Genomic DNA, 16,272 nt, shown 5'->3' with positions numbered 1-16,272 from the left:
CTAGCCTCCCCACCAGCCGCGGTCGAGCGAGCGGTACTGCACGGCTTCTGCGAGGTGCTCACTCGCGATCGACTCCGCGTCGGCGAGGTCGGCGATCGTGCGGGCGACTTTGAGGATGCGGTCGTAGGCGCGCGCCGAGAGGCCGAGGCGCGAGAGCGCCATCTTCATTAGGTTCTGCCCCGCCACGTCGAGGGCACAGTGGCGGCGGACGAGACGGGACCCCATCAGCGCATTGCAGTAGATCCCAGCCTCGCCGACGAATCGCGCGGCCTGCACGGCGCGCGCGGCCATCACCCGGTCGCGCACCGCCGCCGACGTCTCCCCCGGTGCCCGTCGGTTCAGTTCCTCGAACGGCACGGGCGTGACCTCTACGTGGAGATCGATCCGGTCCATGAGCGGGCCGCTGATCTTGGCGAGGTAGCGCTGCACCTGAGGCGGCGCGCAGACGCACGCCCGCGTCGGGTCGTTGAGGTGGCCGCACGGGCACGGGTTCATCGACGCGACGAGCATGAAACGGGCGGGGAACTCGACGCTGACGCGGGCGCGGGCGATCGTGATGCGGCCCTCTTCGAGCGGCTGCCGGAGGACTTCGAGCACCTGCCGCCGGAACTCGGGCAGCTCGTCGAGGAAGAGCACGCCGTTGTGGGCGAGCGAGATCTCGCCGGGGAGCGGGTTCGAGCCGCCCCCGCAGAGCCCGGCGTCGGAAATCGTGTGGTGCGGCGCGCGGAACGGCCGCGTGGCGACGAGCCCGTGCCGCGCCGCGCCGTTGAGCTTGCCGCCGACGCTGTGGATCGAGGTCGTCTCGAGGGCTTCGTCGGCGCTGAGGGGCGGGAGGATCGTCGGCATCCGCCGGGCGAGCATCGTCTTCCCCGCGCCGGGTGGGCCGACGAGGAGCGCGTTGTGCCCGCCCGCCGCCGCCACTTCGAGCGAGCGCTTGACGTGCTCCTGCCCGCGCACGTCGGAGAAATCCACGGGGTACTGCCGGGCCTCGTCGAAGAGGCGGCCGAGGTCGCGGCGGTACGGCGTGCCGAGGCCGTCGGCGAGGAGCGCGACCGCGTCGCGGAGCGTTGCTACGGGATAGACGTCGAGCCCTTCCACCACGGCGGCCTCGGCGGCGTTCTCGGTCGGGACGATCACGCCGCGCATCCCCTCGCGCCGGGCGCGGATCGCCATCGGGAGCACGCCGCGCACGGGCCGGAGCGAGCCGTCGAGCGAGAGCTCGCCGAGGATAAACAGCCGGTCGAGATCCACCGGATCGAACGGCCCGCCGGAGGCGGCGAGGAGACCGAGCGCGATCGGGAGGTCGAACGCCGCGCCCTCCTTCCGCACGTCGGCCGGGGCGAGGTTGACGGTGACGGCCCCGCGCGGCGTCGGGAGGCCGGAGTTCTTGAGCGCGGCCCACACCCGGTCGCGGCTCTCACGCACCGCCCCGTCCGGCAGCCCGACGACGGTCCACTTCGGGATGTTCGGCTCGATATGCGTCTCGATCTCGATGGGGAGCGCATCGACACCGAGGACGGCGGAACTCCAGACGTGGGACAGCATGCGGCGGGGCGTTGGTGGGCAATACCCCTAAAGACACGCCCCGCGTATCGCCGTAACCCCTGCGCATTCAGATCCTTCGAACTCCGTTCTCGCGATCCGTCGGCATCGGCTCGGGTACGACCGTGTCCGTCATCCAGCAGCCGGCGCATCTGCCCGCTGTCTGCTTCGAGAGGCCGAAGACGAAGCGCACGCGGCGGCCGTCCGACTGGACGAGCGTGACGCGCTGTGCGGCGAGGTCGCCCTCGACCCGCATCTCGCCATACTCCGCCGATTCGAACCCGAGCATGTCGCCGTACACCGGCCCCTTCACCATCGCCGCGAACCGTGCGAGCGGACCCGTCGCGCGGCGGTTACTGGGCGAGGCGAAGCGGAATGCCGTCTCGATCCCCGCGTCGGGCCGGGGCTCGTCGTTGTGCTGCAATGCCTCGACTTGGAGGCGAACGACCTCTTCGGGCGTCAGATCTGGGCTGGGGACGGGTTGCGCAGCAGCGGGCACAGCGAGGAGGGCGAAAGCGAGAACGGGCAGGAGGCGTCGCATGGAGGTAGTCGTTACCAGCCGGTGACGTGGCGGGCGAGGCGGTAGCCGATGTAGCCTGTCACGGCGAACATGATGCTGTAGAGCATGCCTTCGTACGGCTCGCCCGTGACGAGTTCGTACAGGAAGGCGGGAACGCCCGCGCCGAGGCCGCCGGCGATGGCGAAGACGACGGCGTAGATGACCCAGAGCGTAGCGGCGCGCGCGACGGTGAGACGGGGTTCGATCTCTTTCATGGGGCGATGGCATGGTTGGGTGAGCGCCTCTAACGCCCCGCCCGCCTCGCCGGTCCCCGCCCAATGCAAACCCTGGTGCCAACCGTAGAGACGCAGCATGCTGCGTCTCTACCGCGAGGCTGCCCGCTCGGCAGGCCCCTCTTCGCAGACCTCGCACGACGCGCCCCGCCAAGCCTGAAACGCCTGCGCCGCCGCGAATACGGCTGCGCTGAGTACGGACCACAGCGCCGCAAATTCGAGCCCGCCCCCAACCCCCCGCCCCTTCAACAGGCTCACGACGAACAGCACGACGAAAGCGATAGCGAAGACGGTGAGCGAGCGGCGGAGCGAGAAAACGGGCATCACAGGCGAGTCGTTGAGCGGGCTGGGCTGATTCGTACGGAGAGACAGCCCCCTCGTTTCGCTACACCCGCGCCGTGGGACGCTCGGCCGGGCCGTCGATGCCGGGCGCGTCGAGGATGTCGAGGTCTTTGATCAGGTTCAGCGTCGGCGCGCCGAAGCGGCCTTCGCGGGGGCCGTTCTCCAGGCTCAGCACGCCGCGCGGGCACACGGCCGAGCAGATCCCGCAGCCGACGCAGGACGAGCGGATGATGCTCTGCCCGCGCTGCGCGTACCACCGCACGTCGATCCCCATCTCGCAGTACGTCGAGCAATTCCCGCACGAAATACACTGGCCGCCGTTCGTCGTGATGCGGAAGCGGGAGAAGAGCCGCTGCTGCATCCCGAGGATCGCCGCCATCGGGCAGCCGAACCGGCACCACACCCGGCTCCCCATCAGCGGGTAGAACCCGACGCCGACCACGCCCGAAAACACGAGCCCGATCCCGAACCCGTACCACTTCGAGAACGACTGCGAGAGCCCGCCGAACACGCCGCCCTCCGTCGCCGAGTTGATCCACAGGAGGGCCGTCGTCACGACGACGAAGACGAGGACGGAGTGGATCATCCACCGCTCGACCTTCCACGCCCCGAGCGACTTGTCGGAGAGGTGGCGGTACGGGTCGCCGGCTGTCTCGGCGAGCCCACCGCAGCCGCAGACCCACGAGCAGTACCACCGCTTCCCGAAGAAGTACGTCAGGATCGGCGTCGCCACGAAGATCATCGCGGCACCCCAGAACGCCATGAAATAGCCCAGCGCACTCGCGTCGGTGAGGTAGTCGATCGTGCCCGGCCAGAGGTAGTCGTACTTCAGCGGCCAGAAGTACGAGAAGTAGAACTCCGGCTGGTTGAAGAGGACGAGGAGCTGCGGGATGAGGAACGCGAGGAAGAGCTGGAAGAACATCACGCTGAGCGTGCGGATGATCTGGTAGCGGCTGTGGCGGTACTTCAGGATCGCCCGCACGCCCATCACGACGACGGCCACGGTGTAGATCGTGCCGTAGAGGAACCACTGGTTCGCCGGGTTGCCGGTGAGCGTGTACGAGAGCGGATCGACGACGCGGATCAGCCCGTCGAGCGTGGCGGGGAACCAGTAGAGCAGCACGTAGCCGCCCGTCAGCACAATCCCGAGCGTCCACCCCACGAGCCCGCGCGCCATGTTCGAGCTAAACATGATGCCGTCGTTCTTGATGCCCGGCGGCCGGTGGCGGTACTCGTCCCAGAAGTACACGAGCGGCCCGCCAATCACGAGCGCGCCGACGAGGCTGAGCATGAGGATCGGGTACGCCGCGCCGAGGTCGCTGAAGAGCGCGACGAGCGCCGCGAGCAGCCCGAGGCCGAACGCCGTGAGCGCTGCCTTCTGCACGGGCGACGCCTCGTGCGCCGGGTTGTCGCCGAGGGCGATCGAGTTGAAGACTGGAATCGAAGCCATGAGCGGTTGGAGGTTATAGGTTCGAGGTTGGGGGCTTCGAGATTCGAGGTAGGAGATCCGGGAGAGGGCTGCCTCGGTCGGGGCGAGAAACCCACCACCCCGAACCCACCACCTCGAACCTTACGGCAAGGCGCGGCCGGGCGGGATGTCGGTGCCGGTGAGGCCGCGGCGGTCGGCGCTCATCCACCGCCGCCAGCCCTTCTTCTGCTCTAGCCGGACGGGCTCTTCGGGATGCTGCCGGTTGTACGCCGCGACGATGTCCGCCTCGTGCTGGTCGAAGAACTCGGGGTCGAAGTTGGCGGCGCCGAGGTGGGCGACGACGTGGCTCAGCGACGCGCCTTCGGCGATCCAGCGCTCCCACACCACCTGCCGGTGGCGGAGCCCCATCACGTTCACCCCGATCACGCGCGAGCCTGCGGCCCCGTCGCCGCCGGCCCCCTCTTCGTAGTTGATCCGGACGGCCTGCACGCCGTCGGGATGCTCCCAGTAAAACGTCCCCTCGCCCGCGCGCAGCGTCGGCTCGATGCGGCCGTACGTCTGGTACTCGATGTCGAAGAACTTGGCGGAGTTGAAGAAGAGGCCGGGGGCGTAGGCGCGGCGGCGCCCGCAGATCGTGTGGGCCACAGTCGCGCCGTGGATGCGGCCGGTGTACCAGAGCTGCTCGACGGCTTTCCGCTCGGGCAGCGGGTTGCGGTGCTGCACGCAGTCGCCGGCGGCGAAGACGCCGGGCACGCTCGTCTCGAAGTACTCGTTGACCAGCACGCCGCGGTCGGTCTCGATGCCGGAGCCATCGAGGAAACCGATGTTCGGCGTGACCCCGATCGTGAGGCCGACGAACTGCGCGGCGATCTCCTCACCCGCCGTCGTGACGACGGCGCGGGCGCGGCCGTGCGCGTCGCCGAGGATCTCCTTCAACTCCGTTCCGAGCCGGAGGTCGATACCGTGGCGGCGGATCTCGCGTCCGACCATCTCGCCCTCCTCCGTCGGCAGGATGCGGTTCATGTACGTCGCCTCGCGGACGAGGAAGGTGACGCCGATGCCGCGCGTGTGCAGCATCTCCGCCATCTCGACGCCGATCAGCCCGCCGCCGACGACCACGGCGTGCCGGACGCCGACGGTGTCGGCCGTCATCCGGTCGAGGTCGCCGAGCCCGTAGAGCCCCTGCACGCCGCCGAGGTCCTCGCCCGGCCACCCGGCGAAGCGAGGACGCGAGCCCGCGGCGATGAGGAGCGCATCGTACGAGAGTCGGCCGCCGGAGCGGAGGTTCAGCACTTTCGCCCCGGTATCCACGCCCTCGACGAAATCGCGGACGAGCCCGATCCGGTTCTCCGCCCAGAAGCGGTCTTCGTAGGGCTTCGTGTGATCGTAGGTCATGTGGCCCATGTAGATGTACATGAGCGCCGTGCGCGAGTAGAAGTGGTCGCTCTCGTCGGAGACGACGGTGATGCGGGCCGAGGGGTCGAGGATGCGGACGTGGCGGGCGGCGTTGATCCCGGCGACTCCGTTTCCGATGATGACGAGGTCCATGCTGCGCGGCTGGCTTCGAGGTCCGATTCCCTTGTGTCCCTGCAACATACGGCTACCCTCTTCGCCGCGCATCACAACGGCGTCACCTCCCCCGTTGCACGCCGCGGCCTATCTTTGAGCCTCCCCTCCCGCAGGCCCGGCGCGGCTCCACCCCTCCCTTCCCATGACGTACGGCATCACCGGCAACACCGGCAAAGAAAAGCTCTGGCACCCCGTCGCCGCACTCGTGCAATGGCTCGACGAGCAAGGCCTCCCGTTCTGCCTCGACGAGCGCGTCGCGGCCGGGCTGACCGAGCGGGGCCTGCTCGACGTCTCGGGCTACGAGCAGTGCCCCGTCGCCGACCTCGCCGACTCCGTCGACCTCGTGCTCTCCTACGGCGGCGACGGGACGCTGCTCGGGACGGCCCACCTCATCGGGACGCGGGAGACGCCGATCCTCGGGGTGAACATCGGGCGGCTCGGGTTCCTCACGGCTTCCGAGGTCGGGGAGGTCGAGAACGCGATCCAGCAGATCGAGGCGGGCGAGCACATCGTCGAGCGGCGCGTCGTGCTGGAGGCCGAGATCGAGGGGCGGCACGAGGGGCCGCCGCGCTGGGCGCTCAACGACTGCGTCATCGCCAAGTCCGGCTCGGCGTCGATGATCAACGTGAAGGTCCACGTCAACGGGTTCTACCTCAACGACTACTGGGCCGACGGCCTCATCGTCGCCACGCCGACGGGCTCGACGGCCTACTCCCTCGCCGCCGGCGGCCCGCTCCTCGCCCCCGACTCGGGCGTGATCGCGCTCACGCCGATCGCGCCCCACACGCTGACGACGCGGCCTATCGTCCTCCCGAACCGCGTCGAGATCACGCTCTACGTGACGACGAACGCGCAGCCGTTCCTCTTCGCGCACGACGGCACGAGCGAGGTCGTCGAGCAGGACGGCGTGACGATCACGATCCGCCGCGCGGCGCACTGCGTCCGGCTCGTCCGGCTGCCCGGGCGGGGCTACTTCCAGACCCTGCGGAACAAGCTCTCGTGGGGCAAGCACTAGCGGGACAGGGTGCGTGGGCGATGGGCTTCGCGCTGTAAGGGCCCGCCCCACACGGCCCGGCGGAACGGTCCTGACCTCCGCCCGCCGGCGGAACTCCGATCTTTGGATGCCGCGTTCCCGCCCCGCTCTCGCTCCCGTGCTCGACCTCCCCCTCGTCTTCGCCATCGGCCTGCTCGGCAGCGCGCACTGCGTCGGGATGTGCGGCGGGTTCGTCGTCGCGCTCGGGCACGCGCAGCGCGGCGGGCCGTCGATCCACATCCGGCAGAGCCTCTACTTCCTCGGGAAGACGGCGACGTACGCGCTCTTCGGCGCCGCGGCGGGGGCAGCGGGCGCGGCGGTCGGCCTCGCGCTCTCCGGCTTTCAGGGGCTCGTGAGCCTCGGACTCGGCCTCGTGCTCGTCGTCGTCGGGCTGAGCCTGTGCGGGGTGCTGCACCGGCTGGGCTTCGCCGAGCGCATCGCCGGGCGATTCGCCGGGCGATTCGCTGGGGCGCGCGTGCTCGGCGAGGCCGTCCGGCGTCTCGTCGCGCGCGGCACGGCGGGGGCGACGTTCGGCCTCGGGATGCTGAACGGGCTGCTCCCGTGCGCGCTCGTCTACGGCCTGCTTGCCCGCGCTGCCGCCGCGGGCAGCCCGCTCGGCGGCGCCGCCGTGATGGCAGTATTCGGGCTCGGGACGATCCCGGCGCTCTACCTCACCGGCCTCTTCGGAAACCTCGTCCCGCCCACGCGGCGGCTGTGGCTGAGCCGGCTCGGCGGCGTCCTCATCGTCGCGCTCGGCGTGCTGACGATGGCGCGCGGCGCGACGGCGTTCGGGCTGACGGACGGCCACGCGGCGCACGGCAGCGAGCAGCAGATCCTGTGCCTCCCGACGCCGGACGCGGAGCCGTAGCGAAGGCAATAACGCACTATGTTCTCGCCCCGCTCGGAGGGGGGCAGCGAGTCTCGCCTGCGAGACGAGCGGGAGATCCGCCACGCTCGATATGCAGGGCAAGGGGTCTTCGAGTGCAGCGGCCCCCCACCTGTCCTCTCCCTCCGAGGGGGAGGGACGTGAACCCAAAGTTTCTGACCAGTCCGGTCGGTTTCAACGACACGCCTTAAAACTCCCACGACAGCCCGCCGCCGACCTCCACCCCGGAGAGGTCCCCGAACGTCACGGCGACACGCGTGAGCAGCGTCGCGTTCGGCAGCAGCCGGACCGACGGCATCGCGCCGACGTCGAAGAGCGCCTTCGCATCGAAGAGGTCGCTCGCAGCGTACGTCCGGCCCTGTGCGAACACGTCGAGCCCGAACGTGCGCCCGCCGGCCACCTGCACGTGCGCGCGGACGCGGCCCTGCGTGGGGATCACCGGGTCCTGCCCGAGCCGGACGTTGAGGTTCTCCGCCACCTCCGTCTCGCCCTTCGTGCGGAAGCGCCCGAGCAGGCCCGCCCGCCGCCCGCCGAGCTCGCCGTCCCACTTCCCGGTGATCGAGAGCGTGTTGCCGCTCTGGAGTTCGAGGTCCCCGGCGGCGTCCGCGCTGTAGATCGCGTACGTCACGTCGAGCGCAACCGACGACACCCGGCTCAGCCCGTAGTCGAGCCCGCCCGTGAGGAGGATTTCGTCGCCGGGGTCGTAGTCGTCCGAGCCCGCGACCGGGGTGTACGCCCCGCGCAGTTGGTACGCTGCGCCGAGCCCGATGACGAGCGCATCGCCGGCGGGAAACGCGTACGTCAGCCCGCCCGCCACGTTGAAGCCCTGCCCGAGGTTCGGCAGCCGGAACCCGTAGAAGTTCTGCCCGATGAGGAACGCCGTCGCCGCCTCGTCCGGCTCCAGCTCCGACGTCCCGCTCGGGAGGTTCGCGCTGAGGCTCACGACGGCGCTCCCCGGCCCGAGCGGCCGGAAGTAGCTCAGCGTCGCCTGCGTGTCCGTGAGCCCGCTCACGCCCGTCACGTCGTCCCCGCTCACCGACGTGAAGCTCGACCGCAGGCTGAACCCTACGTTCCGCGCGAGCGGCGCGAAGATCGTCAGCGGCGCCGAGAACTCCGCCACGCCGACCTCCGGCGTGTCCTCGACGAGCGTGCCATTGTAGCTCTGAAAAATGCCCATCGCCGTGACGCGGACCGGCGGCCGTTGGCTACCGATGTAGAGGTCGCTTCCTCCGTCGGAGGGCATGACCTGCGCTCGAGGTGCCGCGAGCGGGAGGAGAAGCAAGACAGCGAAGCAGAGCCGGTTCATCGGGAGCATCGGGTCGGGTTGGACGGAGGGCGGGCGAGGGACCGATCAGCGGAGGAGCACCATCTTGTGCGAGGCGGTGAAGCTCCCGGCGCGGAGTCGGTAGACGTACACCCCGTTCGCCGCGGGCGCCCCCGCCACCGTCCCGTCCCAGCGGACGGTGTAGCGCCCCGCCTCCTGCACGCCGTCGGCGAGGACGGCGACGCGGCGGCCGAGGAGGTCGAACACGTCGAGGACGACGTCGGCGGGTTCGGGGAGGTCGTAGGCGAGCGTGGCCGAGCCCGCGAACGGGTTCGGATACGCCGGCGCGAGTGCGAACGTGATCGGGACGAGGGGGATGTCTCCCCGCGCGGCGTCGGCGAAGGCCTCGGTCCCGGCGATGAGCCGGAGCCGCTGCACGGGCCGCGCCGCGCTGAGGGTGACCTCAAACGCGCCTTCGAGCAGGGTGAGCGGCGCCTCGGCGTCGAGGTCGAGGACGTGGACGTAGTAGCCGTCCGGCCGTTCGCCGGCTTCTTCGAGCGCGACGCGGACGGAGAGCGGCCCGTCGGCGAGCACGTCCGCCGTCGCGGTGAGTTCGAGCTCCCAATCGGCCCCGTCGGTGCCGGCGGGGCGGAAGCTGTGGCCGAGGCGGCGGCCGTCCTCGACGGCGCTGAGGCGGAGGTGGGACGCGATCGGCGGGGGCTCGGCGAGGTCGAGCCGGTCGGGCCCCGCCGCTGCGCCTTCGGCGAAGCCGAGGACGTTCTGGGTGTCGCGGAGCCCGCGCGCCGGCACGTCGGCGCGGAGGTGGAGGCGGTAGCCGTCCTCCTTCCCCTTCGCTTCGAGACGCGTCGGGAGCCCGCCTTCGAGCGGCGGTACCGTCAGCGTGACCGTTTCCTCGGTGTCGTTGAGGACGAAATAGCCCGCCCACGGGTCGAGGAGGGGCTGATCGAGGAGATACTCCGTGCCATCAAACGCGGCCGGGGGTTGGACGAGGTCGCTCCCGAGCACGGTGTCCCAGGCGACGGGGAACGCGAACGGGTTGCCGACCTGGCTCCACCCCGGCTCCAGCGTGAGGAGCGCCGGTTCGGAGGCGTCCACCGAGAGCCCGTTCTCCACGTCGAACGGCCCGTCGGCGGCGGCGTAGGCGGCGAGCCAGAACCCAGCGCCGGGCACCACGGCAGAGTTGAGCGTGGGGAATTCGGAGTACGCCATCCCGAGCGGGAGGTGGCGGAGCAGCCGCCACGAGGTCGGCCCGTAGTCGCCGTAGTCGTCGCCGAAGACGGCGAGGGGCGAGGGGTCGTCGAGCACGAGCGGGACCGAGACCATGCGGTACTCGGCGTCGGACGGGAGCACGACGTCCGACACCTCCTGCGCTACGCGGACGCGGAGGTGGAGCGGGTTCAGCTCGGGGTCGAGTTCGGGGAAGGTGACCGTGGTTTCGCCGTCCGTGAGCACGATGAAATACTCGATCCCCCGGAGCGTCACCACCTCGCTGGGGATCGCTCCTGCGTACGAGTCGACTTGCATCTCCAGTGGAAGCGCGTCGAACGTGGGCGCGCCCGTCGGCCGGAAGCGCAGTTCGGCGGACGTCGCGAGAAAGCCCTCGACCGTGACGCTGAGGTTCAGAGCATCACCGGCCGACGCCACAGCCGGGATGTCAACGGTCACGACGGCCTCCATCTCGCCGTCCCCCGAGAGGATGAGGTACGCCCGACCGGCGTTCTTCGCCCCGCCCTCTTCGCCCCTCGCCCCGACGAGGAGGTCGCCGAGCCCGTCGCCGTCGAGGTCGGGCACGCCGGCCACTGTCCGTCCGAACACCCCGCCTGTCTCATCGACCGGGGATTCCAGCGTGCGCAGGAGCAACCCCGTAGCTCCGCTGAAGAGGTGGGCCCGCCCGCCTCGCGCGGATAAGCCCGTTTCGTTCCACGCCCCGACGAGAATGTCCTCCTGCCCGTCGCCGTCGGCGTCCGGCACGCTCGCGAGGCCGATGCCGAAGCCGCCGCTCTCCTCTGGGTTCGGCGAAGTCAGTGTGCGGAGGACGTCGCCCGTCGCGCCGTCGAAGACGTACGCCCGCCCGGCACTCATCGCCCCCCCGTCTTCGAAGAACGCTCCGACGAGGATATCCTCGAGCCCGTCGCCGCTCACGTCGGCAATCCCTGCGACCGGAAATCCGAAGAAGGTGGGGTTCTGCTCCGGATTGGGAGATTGCAACGTACGGAGCACCTCTCCCGTCGCTCCGCTGTAGACGTAAACCGCCCCCTCTTCTTTCGCGCCGCCGAATCCATCCCCGACCACTACGTCACCGCGCCCATCCCCATCGATATCGGATAGACCGGAAACTGAGAAGCCGAAGAGACTGCCCGACACAACGGGCTCGAACGACTGAAGGATTAGGCCTGTGCTCCCGCTGAAGAGGTGCGCCTGACCGCCACTGGACCCGACGAGGAGATCTTCGGCTCCGTCCCCATCGGTGTCCGGCACCGCCGCGACTGACCAGCCGAGGCCAACACTCTCGAGGATCGGAGACTCTAACGTGTGGACGAGGGCTCCGGTGGCTCCGCTGAAGACGTACGCCCGACCTGCCCTCGACACCTCGCCGACTTCTTCGAGGTAGGCCCCGACCAGAAGGTCGCCGGCCCCATCGCCATTCAGGTCGGACACGCCGGCCACGGAGATGCCGAACCCGCTGCCCAACTGTTGTGGAGCAGGCGACTGCATCGTCCGCAACAACACGCCCGTGGCCCCGCTGTAGAGGTAGACCCGCCCCTGCGTCTCGATCCCGTTCTCGTCCGCCGCTCCGACGGCGAGGTCAGTGATGCCATCTCCATCGACGTCGGGCACGCTCGCCACGCCGATGCCGAATGAGTCGTCGGATTGGGGGTCGGGCGAGGCGAACGGCCGCACGTTCTCCGGAATCGCGGCGACGGTCACCGTGACCGTGCCTTCGTCAGTCCCGCCGACCCCGTCGCCCACGGTGTACGTGAAGCTGTCGGTACCGGTGAAGCCGGGGTCGGGCGTGTAGCGAATGCCATCCCCGGCGAGGAGCACCGTCCCGTTCATGGCGGTGCCGACGTTCTCGACGAGCAGGTCGTCTCCGTTGGGATCGGTGTCGTTGGCGAGCACGTCGGCGAACGTGGCGAAGCCTTCCACCGTCGTCGCCGCGTCATCCGCGGCAACGGGCGGCAGGTCGCCGATGTCGGAGAGGAAGACGTAGGCCCGGCCGGCGTCTTGAGCCCCACCGTCTTCGAAGGGTGCGCTGACGAGGAGGTCGCCGCGCCCGTCGCCGTCGGCGTCGTCCACGCCAGCGACCGAGCGGCCGAAGAGACCACTGAGTTCGGAATTCGGCGACACGAACGTGAGGAGCAATGAGCCCGTGGATCCACTGAAGAGGTGCGCACGGCCGGCGTTGTCGAGTTCGTCGTCTTCGCTAGGCGCACCGACGAGGAGGTCCCCTCGCCCATCGCCGTCGGCGTCCGGCACACCTGCTACCGAGAACCCGAAGAAGCCGCCGGTCTCCGGGTTCGGCGATGCGATGGTCTGCAGTAGGGCACCCGTCGCCCCGCTAAAGAGGTACGCCCGACCGGCATTCTGCAACGCGGCGTCGGAATCCTCGCCCACGAGGAGGTCGCCCCGTCCGTCACCGTCCGCGTCGGGCACGCCCGCTACCGAGCGGCCGAACAAGCCTCCGAGCCCCGGGGTCGGCGAAACGAGGGTGTGCAACAGCCCACCCGTCGCCCCACTGAAGAGGTACGTCCGACCGGCGTCCATTGTCCCACCGTCCTCGCCCTGCGCCCCGACGAGGAGGTCGCCGCGACCGTCGCCGTCGGCGTCCGCGACGCCTGACACCACCATGCCGAAGGCGCCGTTGGCCTCCGCTATCGGCGAGGCGATGGTTTGCAGCAGCGCACCCGTCGCCCCGCTGAAGAGGTACGCCCGGCCGGCGTTCACGGCCCCGCCGTCTTCGTTGGAGGCCCCGATGAGGAGGTCGCCCCGCCCGTCGCCGTTGGCGTCCGGCACCGCCGCCACCCAGTCGCCGAAGCGGCCGTCGAGTTCGGGGGTCGGCGACGCGAGCGTGCGCAGGAGTTCACCCGTCGCCCCGCTGAAGAGGTAGACCCGGCCGGCGTCCTGAGCGCCGCCGTCTTCGAGGGGAGCGCTGACGAGGAGGTCGCCGCGCCCGTCACCGTCGGCGTCGTCCACACCGGCTACCGAGCGGCCGAAGAAGCCATTGAGTTCGGGGAGCGGCGACAACAGCGTATGCAGCAGCGCACCCGTCGCCCCACTGAAGAGGTAGGCCCGCCCGCCGCTCTGCAACTCGAAGTCTTCCTGCCAGGCCCCAACGAGCACGTCGGCCTTCCCATCGCCGTCAGCGTCCGGCACGCCCGATACCGTGACACCAAATTGGCCGCCGAGCTCCGGGTTCAGCGACTCCAGTGTCAGAACGTTCGCGTCGGCTTCGAGCACGGAGACGGTGACGAGCGCCTCGTCTGTTCCACCGTTCCCGTCGCTGACGGTGTAGGTGAAGCTGTCGGTGCCGATGAACCCGAGTGCCGGCGCGTAGCTGACCTGCCCTTGCAGCGCCTCGGCCGTCCCGTTCATCGGCGTCCCCACGAGTGCGATCGTGAGCAGGTCGCCGTCGGGGTCGGAGTCGTTGGCGAGCACGTCGACGAGGACTGCCGTGCCCTCCATTGTCGTCGCCGCATCGTCGAGCGCAAGGGGCGGCATGTTGCCGGTTTCCTCGCCCGTGAGGAAGAGATACGCTCGGCCGGCGCCGACGTCTCCGCCGTCCTCGCGGTGTGCTCCGACGACGAAGTCGCCACGTCCATCCCCATCGGCATCCGGCACGCCCGACACCGAGATCCCGAAGTTGCCGGTGACCGTGGGGTTCAGCGATTCGAGCGTGCGGAGTACGACGCCCGTCGCCCCACTGAAAAGGTAGGCCCGACCGGCATCCCGCTCCACGCCGTCCTCATTGCGCACTCCGACGAGGAGGTCGCCGCGCCCATCGCCGTCCGCGTCGCCTACCCCGGCCACGGAGATGCCGAAAAGGCCGTTGTCTTCCAGGCTGGGCGATTCGAGCGTGCGCAGCAGGTCGCCCGTGGCTCCGCTGAAGAGGTAGGCTCGTCCGGCATCCAACTGCCCGACGGTTTCGAAGAGCGCCCCGACGAGGAGGTCGCCCCGCCCGTCGCCGTCCGCGTCCGCCACGCCCGCTACGGCGCTCCCGAACTGGCCACCGCCCTCGGGGTTCGGCGATGCGAGCGTGTGCAGCAGTTCGCCCGTCGCCCCGCTGAAGACGTAGGCCCGGCCGGCATCTTGCGTCCCGCCGTCCTCCCCGCCTGCCGAGATGAGGAGGTCGCCGGCCCCGTCGTCGTCGAGGTCTGGGACCGCCGCCACAGCGACTCCGAAGAAGCCATTGACCTCAGGGGTCGGCGACTCCAGCATCTGCAACAACGCGCCCGTGGCCCCGCTGAAGACGTAGGCCCGCCCGGCATCCTCCATCCCGCCGTCCTCGCCCTGCGCCCCGACGAGGAGGTCGCCCCGCCCGTCGCCGTCAACATCCATCACCCCGCCTACCGACAATCCGAAGACACCACCGAGTTGGGGGTTCGGCGACGTAAGCGTGCGCAGCAACGCGCCCGTGGCTCCGCTGAAGAGGTACGCGCGCCCGGAGTTGCTCGCCCCGCCGTCTTCGAGTGGCGCCCCGACGAGGAGGTCGCCTTGCCCGTCGCCGTCGGTGTCCGGGACGCCCGCGACCGAGCGACCGAACTGAGCGTCGAGTTCCGGGTTTGGCGAAACCAGGGTGCGGAGGCGAGCCCCCGTCGCCCCGCTGATGACGTACGCCCGCCCGGCATTTTCCGCTCCACCGTTTTCCCGCCACGCCCCGACGAGCACGTCGCCGCGCCCGTCGCCGTTGAGGTCCGGCACGCCCGCCGACGACACCCCGAAGTTGCCGAGAGCCTCGGGGTTGGGAGACGTCAGCGTCAACACGTCGAGCGCACTCGACACGATGACCGTCACGAGCGCCTCGTCTGTTTCCGTGCCGTCGCTGACGGTGTAGGTGAAGCTGTCTGTACCGATAAAGCCGGAACCTGGCGTGTAGGTGATCTGCCCTTGCAGCGCCTCGGCCGTCCCGTTCATCGGCGTCCCCACGAGTGCGATCGTGAGCAGGTCGCCGTCGGGGTCGGAGTCGTTGGCGAGCACGTCGACGAAGACGGACGCGCCGACGGTCGTCGCCGCATTATCGTCCACGGCGAGGGGCGGCATGTTGCCGGAGCACACGACGCCCGTGCTCTGCAGGTCAGCAATCTTGCTGAGCCACTGTTGTACGTCCGGATCCTCGGGCTCACAAACGTCCGTGTTGTTGAAGTAGAACGTTTCGAACGGCGGGATGTCGAGGAAGGAAAGAGGGATTGGCCCGCTCAACTGGTTGTTGTCGAGCCTGAGGCGTGTCACACTGCTCAGCTGCCCCAGCTCCGTGGAGATCTCACCGCTCAACTGGTTATCAAAGAAGTCCAGGATGACCAGGTTGCTCAATTGCCCGAGCTCCGCTGGGATCGGACCGCTCAGCTGATTAATACCGAGGTTCAGGGAGGTCAGGTTGCTCAGCTGCCCGAGTTCCGCGGGGATCGGTCCGCTCAGCTGGTTCTGAAGGAGGTTGAGCTCTACGACCCGTCCATCTTGTACGACTACACCATTCCACGTCTCCACCGAGCCGCTCAGCCAGTTAGTATTGTTGAGCCACTCAGGTCCGTTCGTCGCGTTGTAGAGCGCCACGAGCGCCAGCGAATCTTCCTCGAGGCTCCCACCTCCGAGCAGCGAGGAGGCGTTCGGCCGCACCGGAGTCGCCTGCCCCCAGGCAGCGGGTGCGACGGCGAGCGTGGCAAAGAGGATCGCATACGAGGCAAGCAGGCGCTTCATCATCGGAGCAGGAGGGATTGCCGAGCGTGGATGGCGGATCGGAGGCGGATCAGTTGCCGCTGTTGGGCGGCGGGGGCGGCGGGTCGGGGATCGGCGCCACCTCCGGCGGGGCGAACGGCACCTCCCCCGACCGCGTCTCCTCCGTCGGCACCACGTGCGAGCCGATGCTCTCGTTCAGGCTCGAGAGCCGCGACCCCAAGAGATCGCCAGGACCGCCCGGCCCGCCGGGACCGCCGGACGGCCCCCCGCCCCGCACGGCTTTCCCCGCTCCCAGCGCCGCGCTCACCGTCCCCCCCGCGCTCGACAGCGCCGCCGCCTCCCCCGCCCGCGTCGCCGCCAGTTCGAACCCCGGGTCCAGCGCCGCCGCCTGAGCGAACGCCGCCGCCGCCGCGGCGAAGTCCCCCGCGTCCTCCTCCTGCAGCCCCCGGCTGAAGGCGAGGAACGCCTGGAGGTCCCGCGTCGGCACCCGCTCGATCCGGTCC

At 69.8% G+C, this 16,272-nt stretch carries 11 protein-coding genes; 2 read left to right on the top strand and 9 right to left on the bottom strand.

Features of this window, described 5'->3' with window-relative positions:
- The 6 genes from ABJF88_07315 to ABJF88_07290 all read right to left on the bottom strand — a co-directional run bounded on the left by ABJF88_07315 (window position 1) and on the right by ABJF88_07290 (window position 5,653).
- Entirely contained in the window at window positions 1-1,545 is a 1,545-nt protein-coding gene (locus ABJF88_07315) for a YifB family Mg chelatase-like AAA ATPase (protein MEP0546722.1), read from the bottom strand.
- 67 nt (window positions 1,546-1,612) lie between these two features.
- The gene (locus ABJF88_07310) at window positions 1,613-2,083 is read right to left on the bottom strand and encodes a DUF4864 domain-containing protein (protein ID MEP0546721.1); all 471 of its coding nucleotides are present in this window, start codon (window positions 2,081-2,083) and stop codon (window positions 1,613-1,615) included.
- Window positions 2,084-2,094: 11 nt separating this feature from the next.
- Window positions 2,095-2,316 (bottom strand): hypothetical protein, encoded by a 222-nt coding sequence (locus ABJF88_07305; GenBank protein MEP0546720.1) that lies wholly within the window; start codon window positions 2,314-2,316, stop codon window positions 2,095-2,097.
- Between the two features lie 108 nt (window positions 2,317-2,424).
- Window positions 2,425-2,658: a hypothetical protein gene (locus ABJF88_07300; protein ID MEP0546719.1), complete on the bottom strand. Its 234-nt coding sequence runs from the start codon at window positions 2,656-2,658 to the stop codon at window positions 2,425-2,427.
- 61 nt (window positions 2,659-2,719) lie between these two features.
- Window positions 2,720-4,126 carry a 4Fe-4S dicluster domain-containing protein gene (locus ABJF88_07295; GenBank protein ID MEP0546718.1) on the bottom strand — a complete coding sequence of 469 codons (1,407 nt, stop codon included), beginning with the start codon at window positions 4,124-4,126 and terminating at the stop codon, window positions 2,720-2,722.
- 120 nt (window positions 4,127-4,246) lie between these two features.
- A complete protein-coding gene (locus tag ABJF88_07290) occupies window positions 4,247-5,653 on the bottom strand; it encodes an FAD-dependent oxidoreductase (GenBank protein MEP0546717.1) in 1,407 nt (468 codons plus the stop codon).
- Between the two features lie 163 nt (window positions 5,654-5,816).
- On the opposite strand from ABJF88_07290, the gene ABJF88_07285 reads away from it, so the two are divergent.
- Entirely contained in the window at window positions 5,817-6,689 is an 873-nt protein-coding gene (locus tag ABJF88_07285; GenBank protein MEP0546716.1) for an NAD(+)/NADH kinase, read from the top strand.
- 106 nt (window positions 6,690-6,795) lie between these two features.
- Window positions 6,796-7,575, top strand: a complete 780-nt coding sequence (locus ABJF88_07280; GenBank protein MEP0546715.1) for a sulfite exporter TauE/SafE family protein — start codon at window positions 6,796-6,798, stop codon at window positions 7,573-7,575.
- 205 nt (window positions 7,576-7,780) lie between these two features.
- On the opposite strand, the gene ABJF88_07275 is transcribed toward ABJF88_07280, so the two are convergent.
- The 3 genes from ABJF88_07275 to ABJF88_07265 form a co-directional block, all read right to left on the bottom strand.
- Complete coding sequence (locus ABJF88_07275; GenBank protein ID MEP0546714.1) at window positions 7,781-8,908, bottom strand: hypothetical protein; 1,128 nt, start codon at window positions 8,906-8,908, stop codon at window positions 7,781-7,783.
- A gap of 36 nt (window positions 8,909-8,944) precedes the next feature.
- The gene (locus ABJF88_07270) at window positions 8,945-15,793 is read right to left on the bottom strand and encodes an Ig-like domain-containing protein (protein ID MEP0546713.1); all 6,849 of its coding nucleotides are present in this window, start codon (window positions 15,791-15,793) and stop codon (window positions 8,945-8,947) included.
- A gap of 46 nt (window positions 15,794-15,839) precedes the next feature.
- Window positions 15,840-16,272: hypothetical protein (locus ABJF88_07265; GenBank protein MEP0546712.1), on the bottom strand; the 433-nt coding region annotated here is incomplete at its 5' end.

It is taken from the genome of Rhodothermales bacterium, assembly GCA_039944855.1.
GTDB lineage: Bacteria > Bacteroidota > Rhodothermia > Rhodothermales > JANQRZ01 > JBBSMX01.
This window is presented reverse-complemented; position numbering and strand designations above follow the sequence as displayed.

Excerpts from the sequence above, each read along its gene's own strand:
- ABJF88_07315 (MEP0546722.1), bottom strand. The coding sequence starts at position 1,545 with ATGCTGTCCCACGTCTGGAGTTCCGCCGTCCTCGGTGTCGATGCGCTC.
- ABJF88_07310 (MEP0546721.1), bottom strand. The coding sequence starts at position 2,083 with ATGCGACGCCTCCTGCCCGTTCTCGCTTTCGCCCTCCTCGCTGTGCCC.
- ABJF88_07305 (MEP0546720.1), bottom strand. The coding sequence starts at position 2,316 with ATGAAAGAGATCGAACCCCGTCTCACCGTCGCGCGCGCCGCTACGCTC.
- ABJF88_07300 (MEP0546719.1), bottom strand. The coding sequence starts at position 2,658 with ATGCCCGTTTTCTCGCTCCGCCGCTCGCTCACCGTCTTCGCTATCGCT.
- ABJF88_07295 (MEP0546718.1), bottom strand. The coding sequence starts at position 4,126 with ATGGCTTCGATTCCAGTCTTCAACTCGATCGCCCTCGGCGACAACCCG.
- ABJF88_07290 (MEP0546717.1), bottom strand. The coding sequence starts at position 5,653 with ATGGACCTCGTCATCATCGGAAACGGAGTCGCCGGGATCAACGCCGCC.
- ABJF88_07285 (MEP0546716.1), top strand. The coding sequence starts at position 5,817 with ATGACGTACGGCATCACCGGCAACACCGGCAAAGAAAAGCTCTGGCAC.
- ABJF88_07280 (MEP0546715.1), top strand. The coding sequence starts at position 6,796 with ATGCCGCGTTCCCGCCCCGCTCTCGCTCCCGTGCTCGACCTCCCCCTC.
- ABJF88_07275 (MEP0546714.1), bottom strand. The coding sequence starts at position 8,908 with ATGCTCCCGATGAACCGGCTCTGCTTCGCTGTCTTGCTTCTCCTCCCG.
- ABJF88_07270 (MEP0546713.1), bottom strand. The coding sequence starts at position 15,793 with ATGATGAAGCGCCTGCTTGCCTCGTATGCGATCCTCTTTGCCACGCTC.